The organism is Streptomyces sp. NPDC033845 (assembly GCF_055576225.1).
Map to the genome: position 1 here is coordinate 1 of NZ_JBVIRI010000042.1, position 17,993 is coordinate 17,993.

The following is a 17,993-nucleotide window of genomic DNA, read 5'->3' on the forward strand; positions in this document are numbered from 1 at the left end:
CCTTCAATACCGGCCCCACACCCTCAACGGCTTCATAGCCTGCTCCGGCCTCACCCTCGACAACCCAGCCTCACCTTGAAACGCCGAAGTCAGTATCTGCTCGTTGACGGCGGGAAGTTCTGCTACCTCGCGACCGTGATCGACCTCGCCTCACGCCGCCTGGCCGGTTGGGCGATCGCTGATCACATGCGCACCGAGCTCGTCACCGACGCGCTCGCCGCCGCCCAGCGGACCCGAGGCAGCCTGGCAGGCGCAGTGATCCACACCGACCACGGATCTCAATACGCGAGTCGGCTATTCGCTGAAACCTGCAGGTCAGCAGGGTTGATTCAAAGCATGGGCGCGATCGGGTCAAGCGCGGACAACGCGCTCGCCGAGTCCTTCAACGCAACGTTCAAACGCGAGACTCTCCAGGGCCGAAAGAGCTGGTCCAGCGAGCGCGAGGCCCGTCTCGACGCCTTCCGATGGCTGACCCGCTACAACACCCGCCGACGTCACTCCCGCCTCGGACAACGCAGCCCTATCGCCTACGAGACAGCAACCACAACCACATCAACTACGCTGGCCGAAGCCGCATAGCCCGTGTTCAGGATTCGGGGTCAAGGCCCCTCCGCTCGAACAACTCGGCCGCCTGCCTCCGCACCGTCTCTCGGCGCCGGCGTCCCTCGGCGTCAGTCCGCCCCCATCCGCATACCTCACACACCACGGAATACAGGTAACACCCCAGCTCCGTCAGACCCTCCGCGAAGAATCACCCTGGCGAGCCGAGGTCAGTAGCGCCATCGGCGGTCTTCTCGCTTCCTCCGGATCAAGCAGATCCAGTATCAGCGTGTCCACCACTCAGGGGAAGGGCTCCTCCGCCTTCTCTGGTCTTCCTCGTCCCCCTCGCCCGCGCCATCAGCAGGGCGACCAACCGGACCGTCGCCTTCACTGAGCCTTTTCAGCTCAGCCACCGATCGGGTGACGGCGGAGTGACCGTGGAACGGGCAGAGCCCCGGGGCTGTTGAGCAAGGTGTATAGGCTCAACTCTTCAGCCTTGGGGCTCTGTTGGTTCCCTATCGTGCCGTACTCGATGTCCCGCATGCCCTCGTGGAGTGGGTCACGATGCTGATCGTCACCCGGGAGGGTGACCGTCGGTGCAAGCTCCCGCCTTCGGGCCGTGCCATGGCCGCACTGGTGTACTTGCGGAAGAACGAGACCCTGGCCCAGCTCGCGGCCGGTTTCGGGATCAGTGTCGGCACGGCCCACGCCTACGTCCACGCCGTCGTCACACTCCTGGCCGGCCGGGCACCGGGCCTCACGGCTGCCCTGAGGGGAGCCGACACACGCTACGTCCTGCTCGACGGGACCCTCGCCGAGTGCGACCGGGTCGGCGACAGTCGCGCCGACTATCGGGAAATCACCGCCGCCACGGCGTGAACCTGCAGGCCATCACCGACCCCGACGGCACCCTGGTGGGGATCTCACCCGCGCTGGCAGGCCGTGTCCACGATCTGACCGCAGCCCGTCGGCACCGGCTCATCACCACCAGCGTCCGCCTGGGCATCCCCGTCCTGGCCGACAAGGCCTACCAGGGAGCCGGCGACATCACCGCGGTGCCCCACCGCCGAAAGCCGGCGCAAGACCTCACGCTCGAACAGAAGTCCGTCAACCGGGCCCACTCCCGCCTCCGACGGCCCGTCGAAAAAGCCATCGCCCGCATCAAGACCTGGCGCATCCTCCGCAAAGCCCGCCTCAGTCCCAACAACCTCACGTCAATCGCCCGAGCCATCCTCACCCTGGAGACCCGCCGCTGAAAAGGCTCACTCTCGGAGCGGCAGCACTCTTTGGTTGCTGGTACGGCGCATACATGCTCGTCACCTGGCACTACGCCATCTGACAACCCGCCCAGCTGCTCACACTCGTGGAGACGCTGTATGGAGACGTTGCGCTATTCGCGTCCGTCTACACTATTCGCGTCCGTCTACACTCGGGTATGGAAGGGGCTACGAGCGGGGTTACGGCGCTGCGAAACGGTACCCGAAGCCCCGTACGGTCTGGATGTACCGGGGCCTGCACGGCAAGTCCTCGATCTTGCTGCGCAGCCGGCGTACGCATGCGTCGACCAGTCGGGCATCGCCGACGTGGCTGTGCTCCCACACATGCTGCAGCAACTGCTGCCGACTGAAGACCTGCTCGGGCGAGGCGGACAAATACAGCAGCAATTTGAGCTCGGAAGGCGCGAGAGGGAGACGCTGTCCGGATTTGGTGACGGTGAGCGCAGCGCGGTGAATAGCGAGATCGCCGTAGGATTCGATGGTCGGCTTCCCGCCACCATCGAAGCGGCGTAGCACGGCGTGGATCCGGGCGTCGATCACTTCTGTTCGGGCCGGTTTGAGGATGTAGTCGTCAGCCCCCGCTTCCAGCCCGAGGACGATGTCGAAGTCGTCAACACGTGCCGTGTGCATGATGATGGGCAGGCTGCTGGTCTTGCGTACCTGTCGGCAGACCTGAATTCCGTTCATGCCGGGCAGCATCAGATCAAGCAGGAGCAGATCCGGGTAGAACGTGCTGACCGCTTCGATCCCGTCCTCTCCGGTGGCAACCGAGCGCACGTCGTGGCCGCGCCGGCCCAAAGCCAGTTCCAGACCCTCGCGGATGGCACAGTCGTCTTCTATGAGGAGAATACGTGACATGGTAGGGCGTTTCTGAGATAGATGGTTCCGTACTGGCTCAGGTCGGAAGCCGTTTGGTGAATGCTGACTGATGTTCGCTTCGTACCGGCGCCAAGACGGCCCCCGGTCGGACGCGATGCCCAGCCGATTCCTTCGTTACTCGCAGCCCCGGCCCACGACAAGGCCGAACCCCTTGCTGCGTACCGCATCCGGAGCCGGATAGACGGGCGCCTGGGCGGTGTCACCGGCGCGCCATGTAGGTCTGGAACGCACGGTAGAGCATCTGGTTCGCCGCTCCGGGCAGGGCCTTCTCCCACTCGCCCAGCGTCTCCACGACATTCCCGCCGGTGCCCAGCTTCCACCGCAACAGACCGAACCCTCGGTCTTCGGGATCAAGGGTGGGCACGACGCCGCGCATGTCGTACTCGGCAGCTCCCAGCGCGTGAGCGTCACGGATCATCCGCCACTGGAGTGCGTTGCTGGGCCTGACCTGCCGGTGGTTGGCCGAGGCTCCGCTCTGGTACCAAACCCTTCCCCCAGCGACGATCATGGTGTGTGCGGCCAGGATCTCACCCTGGTGACGAGCGAGGTAGAGACGCATCCGGCCCGGCTGCTCGGCGTTGAGGACCTCGTACTGGCGCTGGTAGTAGCCAAGGGAACGGCCGGTGCGAAAACCGTCGCGCTGCTCGGTGATCTGCAACAGCCGGTAGAACTCCGGCAGATCGGCCGAGCCGCCGACGAGGGTCTCGACGCCTGACTTCTGGGCCCTGCGGATGTTGCGCCGCCACTCCTGGTTCAGACCCGACCACAGGTCATCCAGCGTGCGGCCCGCGAGCGGGACGCGGAAGACGTAGCGCGGCTGGGCATCGCCGTCGTCGTCGCCTCCACACCGCTGCCAGCCCCGAGACCGCAGCCGGTCAGCGACTGCGGTGCCGACCGGCTCGACGTGGCTGGCCAGCAGGTCCGATATCCGGCGTCCGGGACCAGTGGCGGCTTTGACATCGGCGGCGTTCCACCGTCGGTAGGCGGGACTGGGGCCTATGCGGACGGCGAAGGCCCCTGCCTTGCGTAGATGGTCCATGAGCGGGTCCAGCCACCCGTCGATCGCCGGATCCTCCCAGTCGGCCACGGGCCCCTCTGGAAGGTAGGCGAAGTATTTGTGCGTGCCAGGAAACCGCCTGTAGAGGACGAGCCCTGCTCCGGCCAGCTCACCCGAGGGCGCATGCCACCCGATACGCTCGGAACGCCACTGCCCCTTCACTTCGGCCCAGCACGGATACTGCAGGTAGCTCGCGCCATGCTCCGGAGCCAGGAAAACTCGGTACTCATCCGGAGAGAGGCTGCGAAGGGCCACTCCCTGTTGCACACGCGCAGGATGCAGGTTCGTCCGCATATCACCAGCCGTCCCGTAGCCCCGTCATTTCACCCCCTTCTGCAGGGAGCAGCGTGGAGTCACGCTCTGACGGCGGACGCTCCACGGCTGTTTCCAGGGTCGGACAAGTCGGCCGGCAGGAGGCTCCACTGATCGGGCCAGCTGCAGGAGGACTGACCCTCCACCTCGCGACAGCGGAGAAGATCGCGAGGCTGATCGCGGAAATCACGACTCAGACCGTCTCAGGCGCCCGTCGTGGCTTCCCCCGGGGCCCGCGTCGCCCCTACTGGCAGCGGCCATGCTGCTGATCTGGGGGTCTGCAACGCCAACGGCCAGCCACCACCCATGATCAGGACCTCCTCGGCGCCACCGCCAAGACGGTCTTCGGCGGCTTGTACGTCGTCGACCTCGCTTCGGCCTCATGGTTGCCGTCCCGGCACTACGTCGCTCCGGCTCGCACCTCACCAGCAGACAAACAGCGTCCGAAGCCATACGAGGCGACTTCGGACGCCGCTTCGACTGCACAGCCGCTTATGCAAGAAGGCTCGCAGTCGGTCAAGCGGCCTGACCGAGGCCGGCGGCGGTCAGGTCCTGCTCTCGCAGCAGGGTGAAGTCGACGTCGAGCTTCGGTTCGTACGCGTCCGCCTTGATGTCAAGCTGATGCGTGCTGTACTCGCCGAACCGGTTGATGTGCTCGGAAATGTGGGACAGGTTCTCCGGCTCGATCTCTCATCCCTCCTCCAGTAGCTGCCGCACGATCTCGGCGATGTCCAGAGCGTTGTGAAAAATCACCGTGTTCGTGAGTAGAGCGTTGAATTTCATCGCTTTCTCCTGCTGGACCGGGTCGTTGTCGGCGATGACGCCCCGGTTGCCGAACCCGCCACCGGTTGAACGATTCGACCTTGTTGGTCGCTGCAGTAACCCGTCGGCGCAGCGGCGCGTCGGAGAGGTAGCGCAGCAGCTGGACGGTGCCGATGACGCGGCCGACCTCGCGGAAGGCGGCGTACGTGGCGTTCTTCCTCGACCCCGAGCGCAGGCGCTTGAGCAGCGTGGAGGAGGAGATGATGCCCTCGCGTACGGAGACGGCCACACGCATCAGGTGGGGGTCTGCCCAGTAAACGGCTCTGTCTCACATTCGGTGGTAACGCTAAGTGGCGGAGGTCGTTGTTCTCGGTGTGATTCGTTCTGCAGCACACCCGGTAGAAGGGATCCGCCCATGCCCGCACCCCCGGCCCACCGGCGCGCGTACCCTGGCGGTACGACCGCAGGGAGGAACAGCCGATGAGCTCGCAGCCCGACCGCGCCCCCGTCACGCCGTACGCCCCCACGGCCGGGGCCCCGGCCGAGCTCCTTGCCCAGCTGCGCACCGACCCGCGCGCCGGCACCTGGGTGCCGGCCTTCGAGCAGCAGTGGGCGGCCGCCCTCGAGGAATCGCGGCGCACGTTCTCCCTCGCGGCGCTCTACGCAGGCCTCCAGGAGTGGCAGGGCCTCATCGCCGCCGCTCCGGTGGTCGACGCGTTCGTGGCCTCCGGCTACGACGACGACGACTTCATCGACATGGCGGAGCTCCGCGGCAGGCGCCGGTGACCGGACAGCCGTACGCGGTCCGCTTCTCCGCCCCGGCCGCCAAGGCCCTCGACGCCCTGCCCGAGCACGTCGAAGACACCGTGTGGGGGCTCCTAGACGCCGCCTCGGCGGACCCTTGGGGCTTCCGGCAGTTCAACGCCGACGACCCGGAGGGCCAGGACGTGCGCCACGCCTCCCTCGGCCAGCTCTCCGTCACCTACTGGGTCAACCGGCCCCACCGCTGGCTTTCCGTACTCACCATCAACTGGCTCGGATAGCCACCCAGTGACGATGCCTCGCTCCCGCAGGGTCAGCCCGAGGCGTGGAAGGTAGGTGTGGAGGGGAAGAGGCACGGGGAGAACCAAACCGCCATGCAGATAAGTCGAGTTGACCAATCGGGCGGGCTGGCCGAGCGAAGGGTGACGAGATGCCGGAGCAAAGTCGGGCACCAAGGAAGCCGCGAGCGATGGCCTGTCCTTCATGCGGCACCCGGACGAAGGCGAGCGTGGCCACCGGCCGCCTCTACGAACACCGCGCGCCGGGACGCCGTGCCCGAAGTCCGGAGCTGTCGTGCTGACCGGCAAGGCGATCCGGGACAGCTACGAGTGCGCCTGCGGCACCTGGGCCCGGATCACCCTCAGGAACACGCTCGCTCCCCACGACATGCCGGATGGGGAGCGGTGCCCGCTGTCCGGAGAGTCGATCGCCGCGCCGGTCCTCCGTCCCACGGCGCAAGGAGTAGTGCGGATGGTTGCGCCCCCGTCGCCCTCGGGTGGCGGCGCGAGCGCGTCGACAGCAGCGAAGGCTCGAGCGTGTACGCCATCCTTACCGGCTTGCCCGACTGCGCTACTGACCGACGCGCACCGCCGGCACGAGCCGAGGAACCGCGTCCCACCCCAACGTGGCCTCTCGGCGAGGACGGCGCATGCTCACCAGGTGCCGTGGGGCCGGTCGGCACCGAGCTGGACCTCACGCCGGCACTCCGAGCAGTCCGGTAGCCCCTCCATCCCGCGCGGCCGGTGGCCCTCCACCCAGCTGAACCCGCACAGCGCCGTATGCGTCGCAGGGAAGTGCTCGCCCTTGGTCGCGTGCGAGCCGTAACCCGGCACCATCCAGGCCAACGCCGTCTCCCTGTCGTACGGGGCGCCGCTCGACCAGGCGTAGGCCGGCTCGGTCGTGGTGCAGCGCACCCGCAGGTCAGGCCCCGTCCAGCGTGTGCCGTACCGGAGCTGCGAGCTGGTATCGAGTGCATCCGCGAGGCGCTCGAAGGACCGGTCGTAGTCCCTCATGTGCTACCACGAGCCCGGCTTCTGCTCGCGCATCAACTTGCGGAACATCAACAGCAGCCGCGCCAGGTCGTGCTGATCGACCCGGACCGTGATTGTCTCCGCGTCGAACCCGTACGTCGGGTCATGGGGCTTCTTCGGCATCGGTCCTCGCTCGCATCGCTCCGGCGGCCGGCACCCTGGTACAGGGCGGCCGGGTGTTCAACGACCCGGACCCGCCGGGGCCACGCCGACCTCTGTCGCCCGTACTCCGGCCGACCACTCAGGCCGGCGGCGTCGCGCCCGGCAACTCCGCGGAGAAGGCCCACCATTGCGCGAAGAGGACCGCCTGGTGATCACGCTGGAGTTCTGGCGTGAGGAACATCTGATCAGCCACCCCGAAGACGCCGGCGCCGTGTTCGTGTCCGAGGCGCCAGCCGAGGAGTTGATCGGGATCCTTGAGGGCATCGCGGCCGCGCTCGACGCAAGTTAGAGCGAGAGCCGCAGTCTCGTACAGCGGCTCCGGTCTTGAACGCGAAGGGTCGGTAGCTCCTCAGCCCTAGCGGGCTTGCGGTGCCCCGCCGGGGTGGTCAGCCTTCAAGGGCGACTGCAGGCAGGGTGTGGTTTGAGACTTTGAAGCGTGGTAGCTGTCCGCTGTGGTGCGGGTGGCCACACCCGTCGTCGCTCGACGGACTCACCGATGGGGCGAACGTTCTGTGGTGCAGGTCCAACGCTCCGGCTGTGGCAAACGGTACCTGGGTTTCACTCCCAGGCCCTGTCATCAACCACTGGTGCAAAACCTCCTGTACTTCGGTACTGCTTCGACCTCCTGAGGCCGACCTCCGTGTCACGTCCCTGACTGGGGAGTCATGACGGGGCAGCTGCTCTTTAAGAAGAAGACCCAAGCGTGAGCAAGGCTCTCACCTGCGGTTTCTGCCGAACCTGTGTGCTCTCGACGACACATAGGGACCGGCGAAATGTAGCTGCGGCGGACGCATCTCAGCGAAAAATCAAGCATGCCTGTACTTTTTCGCTCGAGGCCGCAAGCTGAGAACGCTGCAGGTCAGGAGCGTGCCCACAGGCGGCAAGCGGCGGGTGGGGGGCATGCGGCTGATCATGAAGTGTGCCGTTAGGATGACACTGAGAATCAAGCAGGCGTGGATTTTCTCGTTCTCAGAGCTGAGAAACTTCACGACCTGTGGACTTTCGGGGCGCGTCCGCATGGGGCACGGAGGAGAAGGGCTCCTCGGCGCGCCGCCGCGTCAAAAGACAAGCAGGCGTTGATTTTTCGGATAGCCTCGGACCGCCTGAGTAATAAGGAGGTCCTGTGACATCTGATCCGCCCGCTCGTCGCCGACAGCGCGGGCCCCGTGCGGTGCCCGTTCAATCAGGAAACGAAGCCGACTACGGTGACATCTTGGCCGTGCTCGGCCAGCAACTGGGTGAGAAGGTCGCGCAGGCCACCGACCCCACCGGCCGTCGCCGCCTCAAGGGTGTCCACTTCGAGTACGCCGCAGACCCGAAGTCCGTGCACGATATGGCCGGTGGCGCTGGCTACAGCCTGGCGAGCAACTGGTTCACCCAGTTTCTGGCTCAGCTGGCTGTCGCGAACAGCATCACCAAGTCCCAGCTCTGCGTCTTCCTCTTCGTGGCAGGCGGACAGGTGCCCGGTACCGGCATCGCGCAGTACACCCAGCAGGAGATCACCGACGGGCTGAACAAGATCGCCGCCAAGAAGGGCGGCAAGATGATCACCCGGTCCACCGTGAACCGTGCAGTTCAGGCCCTCAGCGGCTACCACTGGGTGGAGAAAGCTGGAAACGGGCGCATCCAGATCAACGTCCGTCTGTGGTTCCAGGGGAACAGCACTGCCCAGAACGAGGTGCTTGCAGGGATCGCGGAGAAGCACGACCATGATCCCGAGGCGTTCCCCTACGCGGTGGGGCCCGAAGGAGTCCACCAAGAGGAACTGGACCTCGATTTCGGGTCTGGGGAGAGCCTTCAGGGCAGGAGGCGTACCGGATGATAGTGCTGCCAGGCCCGCCGGCGGGCGCCCGCTCACGAGGAAGGTTGTTCCATGGCTAACGTCATGTCTCCGATCGTCGCGGAGCGCATCTGGGCTCTGCCGCTGTCAGGATCGGCCGTCAAGTTCCTCCAGTACCTGGTCTCCCGCAGCGACTTCGGGGGCACCTTGCCTGTCCGCCAGAAGGACATGGCGGCCGAGTACGGGGTTACTCCCCAGGCTGTGAGCGGCCTCATGGCACCCTTGTGCGACCTCAACATCGTGCTCCGGCCACGCAGTGAAGAGCGCAATGGGAACTCCTACCGCCTGCACCCCCTCGCGGCAAAGTACGAGTCACCGGAAGCGATGGATGCAGCGTTCCGGGCCGCGCTGGCCCGCATTCAGGCGGGGGAGTTGCCGAATCTCAAGCTCCCGGCCTATCAGCAGGCGCCACCGGCATCGACCGGCCGCCCCAAGCTCCAGGTCGCCTGACCGAGACGAAGACAGAGGGCCGTCCACCATGATGGACGGCCCTCTGCGCCTGAGTAACAAACTGGTCCGCCCACTATATCCGCCCCGATTCTGCTTCGTCTCAGTTTGCTGGGTGGGTGAGCGGTTGTCGCTTCAAGCCGGGCGACGCGATGCGGGGACCCGCCTCCGGTACGGGTGGGGCCTGGATGCTGTTGAGCATCCTTCCCCTTCATGGACTGAGGCGTCGGGTACGTACCTGTACCTGAGGGGGATGGGAAGGAGCGCCGCGATGCCCGATGCCAACGTGAGAATCCCCGGGGAGGCCCGGGACCGCCTCGCCGCGATCGCGGCGGAGGAGGGCCTGTCGCTGCGCGCTTACCTGGTGCGCCTGGCCGAGACGATGCTGGCGCCTGCCGAGGGCGCGGAGAAGGCGCGGGCCGCCCTCCAGGCCTGGAACGGCTACACCGTCTTCCCGGCCGAGGAGAGCGCCCTCGACGACGAACTCGACCGTCGCCTTGCGCAGGTGCGCCACCCGTGAGGGATGTCGTTCACAAGGCGACCGGACCCAGCCGAGGAGCGCATCAACTGGTGGAGCCGGCGTCAACGCCTCTCGCATGAGTTCTACCGGCGGTAGAATGGGTCTACGAGCGGGACTAAACCCACCAGCATCAAGACCTCAGAGGCCACCCGTGACCGGCTGCGGATCCTGGCCGAGGAGCGCGGTACCGCGATCACCGAGCTCCTGGAGCTCGCCGGGAGCCGGCTGACCCGAGCCGAGCAGGAGCAGCGCGCCCTCCAGGCGGCCGCCGAGCTGGGGGTGGAGTACACCGAGGAGCTCCAGCAGGCCGGGCAGTCGGCCTGGGAGAAGATCCGCGCGCACCAGGACGGCGCCGCCGCGTGAGCATGACGGTGGTCCTCGACCACACCGCACTGGCCGCCCTATACCGGGCGGACCCCTTCCTCACGGGTCTCTACGTCGATTCCTCCCAGGGGACCGGCCGGGCCCTGGTTCCGGCGCTGTCCCTCCTGGCCGCCGAACGCAGTGTGCCCGGGGCCGGCGCCCACGCGGGCCGGCTGCGGTTCGCCGAGAGCGTGCCGTTCACCGCCGCGCACGCGCTGGACGCCGCGTCCTGGCCGACCATCGACTGGGCGCTGACCCACCCGGCAGCGATCGCCTGGCAGGCGCTGAAAGCGGGGGATCCCGTCAGGGTCCTGTCCCTGACCCCGCAGGCCTACGAGGGCACGGGAATTCACCCCCTCGACCCCAGCTGAGCCCAGGCCGCTCGCCACTCGGTGGACCAGAGCACCGAGAGGACTCTTCGACCCGCTGTCGGGCACCGCGGTGTGCGCTGCTGGTCAGTAGTACACATCTTCGATGGCGGCGAGCTCGGCTCGCTCGTATTCCTCCTGCTTCAGTTCGAAGGACTCCTTCGCCTGTGCCCATGCCTTGCCTGGGGCGGGGAGGGGTTGGTTGCCGTGGCGCCAGGCGTACAGGCATGCGGCCATGTCGTGGACGACGCCTTGCAGGACAGAGCGGCGCCGAGTTCCTCCGTGGAAGGCATGCTTCAGCATGTGGAGGTTCTCCAAGTACCGCACTCCTTCGAGGATCCGGGCACGCATTTCGGCGTCATCGACATCCAGGACGCCGTACGTCACAGGCAGGAGCTTCGAGGGCGGTGTGCTCTTATGCGGCCCCCGTTGGGCCGGCTTCCTCCGGACACGCAGAATCGGCCTGTCCGGTGTGCGGGGGAGTAGGGGGTAGGGATGACGCTCGTAGTCGAACTGCGTTCGAGGTGGCTCTGTGTCCCGGACCGGGCGGGAGCCCGGGCCTCGGCCGCCGGCAGGGATGCTGGAGCGGATGGTCGACGACAAAAACGGGCCGGGGTCAGCTGGCACCGGGTTCGGGTGTCCACACGGCGGGGCCGCCGCCGCGCCATTCGATCAGCGCCCGGTCGTTGAGGTCGACGTTGTCGGGGTCCAGGCCGGCCCGGCGGAGGAACTCCACCAGGTCACCCGGCCCTGCGGCGCGGCCGAGATCGTTGCCGTGGGCGCGGACCAGCCGTCGGCCCTGGGCGTCGGGCGGGTGGACGACTATGGGCGGGTGGCCGGTCATTCCAGCACCCCCCCCCAGCGCGGTGTCCGGCCGGCAGTGGATACAGGCCGGCACGCCTTCCGTGAGGGCGCGGCGGGCGGTGTCGGCGGTGGCGGGGACCGCGGTCTCGGTCAGGTCGAAGTCTTTGGCGACCTGACCGACCGAGCGGTCACCACGTCGGCACAGCTCCACGATCTCGGTCTTGAACTCCGGCGTGAACGAGCGCCGAGGACGCGCCTTCTTCTTCCCCATGCTCTCCATGATGAACATCATCCTTCCGGGGCCCAAGCCCCTGATCTCCGATGTCCGTCAAAGCGAACCAAGCGCATACGTGCCACACAACCCCTTCAAGTGCAAGGTCTCCGAGCCGACAGCGAGGCTACTGAGCGTGACTACCAGATGGGGAATCGAGCTGGCCTACATGGGGAATCTCTGCGGTTCTGATCCACTTCTTGTGGGACGGTGTCGGAGGGTGACGGTGCTCAGTCTGCGAGGAGGATTTGGCGTCGGAGGAGGTCGAATCCGGCCCGGCCGTATCCGTCCCTCTTGATCCGCTTCACTCTGTTGACGTTGCCCTCGACCTTGCCTGAGCTCCACTCCAGGGGGAGGCCAGCGGTGACGGCGTCGAAGTCCTGCCGCAGGCCACGGGCCAGGCTCCGTAGCGGCTTCAGCCCCCGTGTTCTCGGCGCGGGCGAGCCAGTCGTCGAGTTCGCCGCCTCGGCGCTCGGTCATCATGCGGGCGAAGTCGCGCACGCAGTCGGCGACAGCATCCAACTCCTGGCAGCGGGAAAGTAGTTGCTTGCACTTGAGTGCGTTGCTCTCGTCGATCTTGTCGGGGTGCGCGGTGATCAGCCAGGTGGCTTTCCGGACGGTCAGCTCCTTGGGCTTCTCGGGTGCGGGCTTGCCGCTGGCGCGGATCTGTTCCAGGTGACGGCGGACAGTCCGCCTGCTACCGAGGTAGCCGAGCTCGGTGATCTCCGCGTGAAGCCGTGCCGCGTCCGTGCAGCCCTCGTTCCACCGCCGGTACAGATAGGACGAATAGGCGTGGATCTGGCCGTAGCGGCGGGACCCGGTCCCAAGGGATGCGTCCTCGGGGGTGGCGGCGTGCGCGTAGCGGCGCACGGTCTTGCGGTCGAGCCCGAGGGTCTTGGCGATCACCTCGATCTGCACGCCCTTGTCGTACAGGGCATGCACCGCGGCATGGCGCTCGCGTCGCTTGATCGCGCGCAGTCCTTCCACGGGCTCTTCTGGTACGTCGTCGGCGGCTGGGCCGGCCTTCACGGCGGCGGGATTGTCGGTGCTCGTGTCCTCGGCGGGCTCGGTGAGGCACGCGCGGTGCTGGGCGACGCACTTCTCGACGGCTTCGCACAGGTTCTTCCAGAGGTGGTACCTGTCCGCGACCTGCGTGGTGCCGGGGCAGACGGTGCGGACGGCTTCGGCGCAGGCGCTGGCTCAGTCCCTGCACACGATCTCGGCCCCGGGATGGGCGCGCAGCCAGGCGATGAGCGTCTCCGAGGTGCGGTCAGGCAGCACGTCCACACGCTCGCCGGTCTCCACGTCCAAGATGATCGTGGCGTACACATGGCCCTTCTTGAACGCGAAATCATCCACTCCCATCACGCGAGGGGCAACCGAGGGCTGTTTGTCCGGGAGATTCCGTAGCATCCTGATCAGCGAGTTCGCACTGACCGGGACCGCCAGGTGCCCGGCCAGCCGGGCCTCTGGGCGTCCCGTGAGCGCCAGTGCTATCCGCTCCAGCGTCCGACGGAGTGCGGGAGTGCGGCGCGCGAACCGCTCGGTAAGCCCGTCTATCTGCTCGACGAACGTACGGCGTGCGCACGGTGCCGCCTGGCACAGGAACCGCCGCACCGCCAGGTCGATCACGACCATCTCTGCTGGCCGCCGACACCCCAGGACGAGGGGAGAGCGAGCCCGAAGAACGTCCCGCCAGGCCACACCCGATCTGGTGCCGCCTGGTCCTCACCCGAGGCTCTGACTTTTGGGAGTCCGCTGCCCTGCGGCCATAGCCGACGATCTCGAGGTACCAGCACCTGGACCGCCGACGCTGTCCGGCCGGCGGTGGGCTGGTTCCACTGCGGACGTTCTCACCTCGCTGCCACGTACTCACCAGGGCACTGTTTGAGCTCAGCCTGGAGGCTGCTGGAGCGGGACCCTCCTCGCCAACGGGCTCACGCCTTCGGTGATGTTGCGCACCGCCGTCAGCGAGTCACAGTCATACGGAGCATCTTTGGGTCGTTGTCTGCGATAGTGCTGCTGGCTCGGAGTACCGGAGAGTCCGGGAAATGAACGAGCGCAAGGAGAGTTCCACATGGCACGTGTTATCGCGATGGTGAACCAAAAGGGTGGCGTGGGTAAGACCACCAACACCGTCAACCTTGCTGCGATTGCCGGTCAGGCACTCGGCAGCGACCGCGATGGACTGAGCAGAGTGCTGGTCGTCTCGACGGACCCGCAGGCCTCGGCGGTGTGGTGGTCGGACCGGGTCGACGAAGAGCAGCTCCCGTTCGACTTCCACCAGTGTGACGACAAGCCGGAGGACTTGGCTCGGCTGAAGCAGCTGGAGCAGTACGACTTCGTTTTCGTCGACACGCCGGGCAACATCGAGGACGCCAAGATCCTCTCGGCCACCCTCGACTCCACCGATGAGGTCGTCGTCCCCATCCCCCCCGAAGCCATGGCTTTCAAGCCGGCCCAGCGCACTATTGAAGAGGTCCTGGAGCCGAGGGGTATGCCCTACCGGGTCCTGATCACAGATTGGGATCCGCGCGACGGAGTCGTCGACCTGGAGCAGACGCAGGAGTACGTGGAGAGCAAGGACTGGCCCTTGCTCAATACGGTGATCCGCCACTACAAGATCCACACTCGGGCGGCTGCCGAGGGTCAGGTCTGCACCCAGTACCCCCGCGGCCGTATCGCCCTGGAGGCGCGGGAGGACTTCTTCCGGCTCGCCGTGGAGCTCGGCATCGGCGGAAGGCCCCTGCCCAAACAGTCCCGAAAGACCACAGCTGTAAAGGACGTGGTCTGACATGGGTCGGCGTGTCAATCTGGCCACCATCGGCGACAAGCCCGTCGCAGTCGCTGCCCCGGCCGGCGTGCCAGTCACCTCGCTGGTAGCCAATCCCCGCAACCCCCGTCTGTCACTCGGTGACCTAACCGACCTCCAGTCGATCGTGAACCGGCAGCTGCAGCCGTGCCTCGTCGTCTCCGCTGCCGGGTACCTCGCCCTGTGGCCCGAGGACGCCAATCAGGTGGGGTCGGCCAAGTTCGTCGTCGTCAACGGTTGCCGGCGGCTGGCCGCCGCAACAAAGTTCGGTCGGCCCGAGCTGCTGATCGTCCACGACGAGTCGGTCGCAGCATCACGGGGTGAGCTCCTTGGCGCTGCAGTCGAGGAGAACATCGGACGCCAGGACTTCGACGTCATCGAGGAGGCCATGGCCGTCGAGGCCGTCGTCGCCGAATACGCCAGCGCTCGCGAGGCCGCAGAGGCCCGCGGTTGGACGACCGGGTGGATCTCACAGCGGCGGGCTCTCCTGAAGCTGTCTCCGGCGATGGCCGCAGCCCTCCGAGCCGGCGAGTTGGCCGTGCGGGACGCTCGACGACTCGCCAGGGTTCCGGCCGCGGATCAGGTCGCGGCTTGGAAGGCGGAACAGGAAGCCGCTGAGCAGCGCAAGGCGACGCGGGCCGAGGAACGTAAGCGGACCGTGGCTTCGACGCCATCACCCGGATCGACACCCCCGGCGACTCCGGCCTCGGTCCCGTCTGCGTTTACCGCGGTAAACGCAGACGTGCCCTCCGCGGGCGCCGACGATAGGGTGGCTGAACCGCAGCCCGCGTTTACCGCGGTAAACGCACCCGCTCCGGCCCATGTCCCTGAGCCCCGATCATCCGCCTCCGATCCCAATGACGTGGACTGGGCGGACCCCCAGGCTGTAGCGGAACTGTGCGCCGCCAACATGACGAGTAGCGATCTGGCCGCGATGCTCGACATCCTGACCTCTTCTGTCAGGCAGGGCTGACTGGGAGCGCACCGGACGACGGCTCAGAGCGACGATGATCATCTCTTTCTGATGTCGCTCGACAGTGCAAGAAGGCCCGGCTTCTCCGCGGAAGGATCGTGGGGGAGCCGGGTCTTTGGGGATGGAGGCCTGGGTGCAGTGGGGTGTATTCGGTTCCGTTGGATGGGCCGGCTTCGGCATGGATGCCGCAGCGAGCGGGGGCTGCACCCAAGTCGTCGGGACGGGTTGCCCCGCCGGACGGATCGCCCTGCCTAGCTGAACTGTGACCGATCGCAGCGAACTTCCACCGGCGGCTGATAGCGGACGGCGACGCCAGCCCTGGTGATGGCTCAAGGACGCGCCTTCAACACCGCGCGGGGATGTCCTCCGTCGTTGAGCGGCCTTCGAGCCATGGTGGTCGTGTGGATCTGAGGGACCTTGGCGTGGATGGTCAGGTGCCGATGTCGACTTCGCGGTCAGCACACACCGGAGGGCCTGTCTCCACCGCTGCTGGGACCGTATCCGACACTCGCTCAGCTGGGGCAGGTGGAGACTCTCGCTGTGGCTCTCGCTCCAGGGCCGTAGCCTCCCGAGGCGATGGGAGCATCTTGGCGGAGCCCCGGATTCACGGAGCGGTGTGCCGTCAGCGGCCTCTCGGAGCACCCTGCGGCCAGCTACCCGCCGAAGGCGCGTCCAGGCAGACCGGCGTCGTCGGCGAGCCCCCGGCGTGGCTGCGGGGCCAGCGAAAGGGAGGGGGGAACTGGCGAGCGGAGAAGCGGAAGGAGCGCTCTGATTCTGGCTGCTCCGATACCCCCACAGGCGCCTACGGTCCGGTCGGTGCTCTGCGCCAGGAGCGATCGGGTCCGTCGCGGAGTGCGAGTCGACCGGTCAGGATCCGCGTGTCTGAGGCGGGCCGTCGCTCGTGGTCCAAACTGACGGCGAGGAGGACCCCGCCGCGGCTGCGGACGACCTGCGGCCAGAGGGTACCGCTCGGCTCGAAGAGGAGCAGGTGTCGGGGGTGGCCGTAGTCGAGCACCCAGATTCCGACGTCGTAGACGAACTGGCCGGTCCGAGGGAAGCCCCGGCCGTGCTGGAGGCCGAGCCGGTCCGCGATGGCGCGCATCGCCGCCTCGGACACGGTGTTGTGGGTGTGTGCGAGCGGGTGGAACAGTGCTACGAGTGGTAGTCCGCCGGGGACGGTGTTGGTGGTGTCCACCCGGATTTCGGGGAGGAAGGCCGGATCGGGCGGTGGGAAGCGGGCCATCGGAGCACCCTCCGCCCGCCGGACCCATCGAGCGGCTCGGTGGCGGCCGGTACTGAGGGCCTGTATCCCGGGCCGGGCCGACCGGGGAATGCGGGCCTCACGCGGCATACACCTCCCTGCCACCGAACGGCTGGGCGGCGGGCGCCTTGATCGCGATGCCGGCGAAGGCGGCGGATCGTCCGGGTGGTCGTGCCACGGCCCGTCCGGGTGCCACCCGCCAGTGGGGGACAGCCCCGGACCGAGCTGGACGAAGTCGCGGAACAGGTCGGCCATCTCCCCGCGGGAACGCGGTCGGACCTCCAGCCCGTACCGGGCGTAGGCGGTGACGACGTCCGGCATCCACTCCCGGAGCGTCGCCATTGCCCGCTGTATGGCCTGGTCGTCGACGCAGAAGGGCAGGACATCGTGGACGAGGACCGCCACAGGCCGGTCCAGGTCGAAGGCGGCGAGCAATTTCGGATGCGCCAGGAGCAGTTCCATGGCCAAGAGATCGCCACGGACAACCGTGGTTGCCTCGCACACATCCAGGCGGGAGCGGGCCAGGACCACAGGGTCGCGGTCGACGTAGACGACCGGGCGCCCGCTCTGGCGGGCCCGGACGATCTCGTGGACGTGGTCGTACTCGTCCGGGTCCAGCCGGGAGGAGCCGGGAGGACCGCAGCCCAGGTCCAGGAACTGCTCGATGCCCTGTACGAGCGAGTACCGGGCCGATAGCAGGTGGAATTGGCGGTTGATGATGGCCGCCGTCACGGTCCAGCTGCCCGCCTCGTTGGCGGCCAGGGCCGCCTTCTGGTCGTCTCGAGGTTGTCGATTCCTCCGAGCAGGTAGTCGTAGACCCGGGGGGAACTCGTGCGGCCGAAGACCTGCTCGGCGAGTGAGCCCCGGTCCAGAGCGGCGGAGACGTCGCCCCCGCCCTGCACGGTGCCGTGCAGGAAGGCGTTGGTGACGAGCTCGGAGACGACGAGTTCTACAGCGTCTACGAGCTCGTGCCGTCCCCAGTGGCTGAGGTGGGCTCTCGCGATGACGCGGACCTGCTGAGGGCGGCGTCGGTCCGTCTCCGGCTGTCCCGCTCGGGTGAAGCAGACTTCCGTCCCCGCGAGGACAGCCAGAGGCGGGCAGGCGGCGATCCGTGGACGCGGGCCTAGACCGTGTCCTATGTGGTGAGGTGTCGTTGGCCTGGGTATGGGGCGGGGTGCGTGGAGTTGGATTGTTCCGGACGGGTTGTGGGAGATCGCCGAACCGCTGATCCCGCCATCGAAGGTGCGGCCGCAGGGCGGCGGGACGGCGGACG

General features: G+C 67.2%; 20 protein-coding genes and 5 pseudogenes. 12 read left to right on the top strand and 13 right to left on the bottom strand.

Going from position 1 to position 17,993, the window contains the following annotated elements; translation table 11 throughout:
* Nucleotides 1-93 precede the first annotated feature (93 nt).
* A pseudogene (locus ACZ50K_RS36270) lies at nt 94-579 on the top strand (transposase); the annotation flags it as partial.
* Nucleotides 580-607: 28 nt separating this feature from the next.
* On the opposite strand, the pseudogene ACZ50K_RS36275 reads toward ACZ50K_RS36270, so the two are convergent.
* Nucleotides 608-699, bottom strand: a pseudogene (locus ACZ50K_RS36275) (helix-turn-helix domain-containing protein); the annotation flags it as partial.
* Between the two features lie 348 nt (nt 700-1,047).
* Between ACZ50K_RS36275 and ACZ50K_RS36280 the strand changes: the two are divergent.
* Nucleotides 1,048-1,796 (top strand): annotated as a pseudogene (locus ACZ50K_RS36280) (transposase).
* 201 nt (nt 1,797-1,997) lie between these two features.
* Here the strand turns inward: ACZ50K_RS36280 and ACZ50K_RS36285 are convergent.
* The 4 genes and pseudogenes from ACZ50K_RS36285 to ACZ50K_RS36300 form a co-directional block, all read right to left on the bottom strand.
* A complete protein-coding gene (locus tag ACZ50K_RS36285) occupies nt 1,998-2,675 on the bottom strand; it encodes a response regulator (protein ID WP_468911455.1) in 678 nt (225 codons plus the stop codon).
* A 220-nt stretch (nt 2,676-2,895) separates the two neighbouring features.
* The gene (locus ACZ50K_RS36290; protein WP_468911458.1) at nt 2,896-4,047 is read right to left on the bottom strand and encodes a lipid II:glycine glycyltransferase FemX; all 1,152 of its coding nucleotides are present in this window, start codon (nt 4,045-4,047) and stop codon (nt 2,896-2,898) included.
* A 708-nt stretch (nt 4,048-4,755) separates the two neighbouring features.
* Nucleotides 4,756-4,944, bottom strand: coding sequence for a Tn3 family transposase (locus ACZ50K_RS36295; RefSeq protein ID WP_468911491.1), 189 nt, complete (start codon nt 4,942-4,944; stop codon nt 4,756-4,758).
* Nucleotides 4,922-5,122 (bottom strand): annotated as a pseudogene (locus ACZ50K_RS36300) (Tn3 family transposase); the annotation flags it as partial. The pseudogene ACZ50K_RS36300 and the gene ACZ50K_RS36295, both read right to left, overlap by 23 nt.
* Before the next feature lie 185 nt (nt 5,123-5,307).
* Here ACZ50K_RS36300 and ACZ50K_RS36305 point away from each other — a divergent pair.
* Together ACZ50K_RS36305 and ACZ50K_RS36310 are read left to right on the top strand one after the other, a co-directional pair.
* Nucleotides 5,308-5,613, top strand: coding sequence for a DUF6247 family protein (locus ACZ50K_RS36305; protein WP_468911460.1), 306 nt, complete (start codon nt 5,308-5,310; stop codon nt 5,611-5,613).
* Nucleotides 5,610-5,870, top strand: coding sequence for a hypothetical protein (locus ACZ50K_RS36310; protein ID WP_468911462.1), 261 nt, complete (start codon nt 5,610-5,612; stop codon nt 5,868-5,870). Before ACZ50K_RS36305 ends, ACZ50K_RS36310 begins: the two co-directional genes overlap by 4 nt.
* A gap of 651 nt (nt 5,871-6,521) precedes the next feature.
* Here the strand turns inward: ACZ50K_RS36310 and ACZ50K_RS36315 are convergent.
* Nucleotides 6,522-6,782, bottom strand: a complete 261-nt coding sequence (locus ACZ50K_RS36315; protein ID WP_468911464.1) for a hypothetical protein — start codon at nt 6,780-6,782, stop codon at nt 6,522-6,524.
* A gap of 102 nt (nt 6,783-6,884) precedes the next feature.
* Nucleotides 6,885-7,022, bottom strand: coding sequence for a hypothetical protein (locus ACZ50K_RS36320; protein ID WP_468911467.1), 138 nt, complete (start codon nt 7,020-7,022; stop codon nt 6,885-6,887).
* A 187-nt stretch (nt 7,023-7,209) separates the two neighbouring features.
* Here ACZ50K_RS36320 and ACZ50K_RS36325 point away from each other — a divergent pair, with 187 nt between their 5' ends.
* The 4 genes from ACZ50K_RS36325 (at nt 7,210) to ACZ50K_RS36340 (ending at nt 9,868) form a co-directional block, all read left to right on the top strand.
* Nucleotides 7,210-7,350, top strand: a complete 141-nt coding sequence (locus tag ACZ50K_RS36325; RefSeq protein WP_468911469.1) for a hypothetical protein — start codon at nt 7,210-7,212, stop codon at nt 7,348-7,350.
* A gap of 930 nt (nt 7,351-8,280) precedes the next feature.
* Nucleotides 8,281-8,883, top strand: coding sequence for a hypothetical protein (locus ACZ50K_RS36330; RefSeq protein ID WP_468911493.1), 603 nt, complete (start codon nt 8,281-8,283; stop codon nt 8,881-8,883).
* A 51-nt stretch (nt 8,884-8,934) separates the two neighbouring features.
* Nucleotides 8,935-9,351 carry a hypothetical protein gene (locus tag ACZ50K_RS36335; protein ID WP_468911470.1) on the top strand — a complete coding sequence of 139 codons (417 nt, stop codon included), beginning with the start codon at nt 8,935-8,937 and terminating at the stop codon, nt 9,349-9,351.
* Nucleotides 9,352-9,619: 268 nt separating this feature from the next.
* On the top strand, nt 9,620-9,868 hold the full coding sequence (locus tag ACZ50K_RS36340; protein ID WP_468911472.1) for an RNA-binding protein: 249 nt from the start codon (nt 9,620-9,622) through the stop codon (nt 9,866-9,868).
* Between the two features lie 138 nt (nt 9,869-10,006).
* On the opposite strand, the gene ACZ50K_RS36345 is transcribed toward ACZ50K_RS36340, so the two are convergent.
* Nucleotides 10,007-10,210, bottom strand: a complete 204-nt coding sequence (locus ACZ50K_RS36345) for a hypothetical protein (protein ID WP_468911475.1) — start codon at nt 10,208-10,210, stop codon at nt 10,007-10,009.
* Between the two features lie 23 nt (nt 10,211-10,233).
* On the opposite strand from ACZ50K_RS36345, the gene ACZ50K_RS36350 reads away from it, so the two are divergent.
* Nucleotides 10,234-10,602, top strand: coding sequence for a PIN domain-containing protein (locus tag ACZ50K_RS36350; protein WP_468911496.1), 369 nt, complete (start codon nt 10,234-10,236; stop codon nt 10,600-10,602).
* A gap of 84 nt (nt 10,603-10,686) precedes the next feature.
* Here ACZ50K_RS36350 and ACZ50K_RS36355 read toward each other — a convergent pair whose 3' ends face one another.
* The 4 genes from ACZ50K_RS36355 to ACZ50K_RS36370 form a co-directional block, all read right to left on the bottom strand.
* Complete coding sequence (locus tag ACZ50K_RS36355; protein WP_468911477.1) at nt 10,687-10,986, bottom strand: hypothetical protein; 300 nt, start codon at nt 10,984-10,986, stop codon at nt 10,687-10,689.
* A 229-nt stretch (nt 10,987-11,215) separates the two neighbouring features.
* Nucleotides 11,216-11,683, bottom strand: a complete 468-nt coding sequence (locus tag ACZ50K_RS36360; protein WP_468911479.1) for a DUF6233 domain-containing protein — start codon at nt 11,681-11,683, stop codon at nt 11,216-11,218.
* A 156-nt stretch (nt 11,684-11,839) separates the two neighbouring features.
* Complete coding sequence (locus tag ACZ50K_RS36365) at nt 11,840-12,661, bottom strand: hypothetical protein (RefSeq protein ID WP_468911482.1); 822 nt, start codon at nt 12,659-12,661, stop codon at nt 11,840-11,842.
* 213 nt (nt 12,662-12,874) lie between these two features.
* A complete protein-coding gene (locus ACZ50K_RS36370; protein ID WP_468911483.1) occupies nt 12,875-13,306 on the bottom strand; it encodes a transposase in 432 nt (143 codons plus the stop codon).
* A 445-nt stretch (nt 13,307-13,751) separates the two neighbouring features.
* Here ACZ50K_RS36370 and ACZ50K_RS36375 point away from each other — a divergent pair, with 445 nt between their 5' ends.
* Both ACZ50K_RS36375 and ACZ50K_RS36380 read left to right on the top strand, forming a co-directional pair.
* Nucleotides 13,752-14,468, top strand: a complete 717-nt coding sequence (locus ACZ50K_RS36375) for a ParA family protein (RefSeq protein ID WP_468911486.1) — start codon at nt 13,752-13,754, stop codon at nt 14,466-14,468.
* A 1-nt stretch (nt 14,469) separates the two neighbouring features.
* Nucleotides 14,470-15,459: a ParB/RepB/Spo0J family partition protein gene (locus ACZ50K_RS36380; protein ID WP_468911489.1), complete on the top strand. Its 990-nt coding sequence runs from the start codon at nt 14,470-14,472 to the stop codon at nt 15,457-15,459.
* Nucleotides 15,460-16,261: 802 nt separating this feature from the next.
* Here the strand turns inward: ACZ50K_RS36380 and ACZ50K_RS36385 are convergent.
* On the bottom strand, nt 16,262-17,821 hold the full coding sequence (locus ACZ50K_RS36385; RefSeq protein WP_468911498.1) for an SAM-dependent methyltransferase: 1,560 nt from the start codon (nt 17,819-17,821) through the stop codon (nt 16,262-16,264).
* 63 nt (nt 17,822-17,884) lie between these two features.
* On the opposite strand from ACZ50K_RS36385, the pseudogene ACZ50K_RS36390 reads away from it, so the two are divergent.
* Nucleotides 17,885-17,993 (top strand): annotated as a pseudogene (locus ACZ50K_RS36390) (IS5/IS1182 family transposase); the annotation flags it as partial.

Bases quoted from the DNA above. Each gene is read 5' to 3' on its own strand.
- ACZ50K_RS36375 (WP_468911486.1), top strand. From the start codon at position 13,752: ATGGCACGTGTTATCGCGATGGTGAACCAAAAGGGTGGCGTGGGTAAG.
- ACZ50K_RS36290 (WP_468911458.1), bottom strand. From the start codon at position 4,047: ATGCGGACGAACCTGCATCCTGCGCGTGTGCAACAGGGAGTGGCCCTT.
- ACZ50K_RS36305 (WP_468911460.1), top strand. From the start codon at position 5,308: ATGAGCTCGCAGCCCGACCGCGCCCCCGTCACGCCGTACGCCCCCACG.
- ACZ50K_RS36340 (WP_468911472.1), top strand. From the start codon at position 9,620: ATGCCCGATGCCAACGTGAGAATCCCCGGGGAGGCCCGGGACCGCCTC.
- ACZ50K_RS36380 (WP_468911489.1), top strand. From the start codon at position 14,470: ATGGGTCGGCGTGTCAATCTGGCCACCATCGGCGACAAGCCCGTCGCA.
- ACZ50K_RS36360 (WP_468911479.1), bottom strand. From the start codon at position 11,683: ATGGAGAGCATGGGGAAGAAGAAGGCGCGTCCTCGGCGCTCGTTCACG.
- ACZ50K_RS36285 (WP_468911455.1), bottom strand. From the start codon at position 2,675: ATGTCACGTATTCTCCTCATAGAAGACGACTGTGCCATCCGCGAGGGT.
- ACZ50K_RS36350 (WP_468911496.1), top strand. From the start codon at position 10,234: ATGACGGTGGTCCTCGACCACACCGCACTGGCCGCCCTATACCGGGCG.
- ACZ50K_RS36320 (WP_468911467.1), bottom strand. From the start codon at position 7,022: ATGCCGAAGAAGCCCCATGACCCGACGTACGGGTTCGACGCGGAGACA.
- ACZ50K_RS36335 (WP_468911470.1), top strand. From the start codon at position 8,935: ATGGCTAACGTCATGTCTCCGATCGTCGCGGAGCGCATCTGGGCTCTG.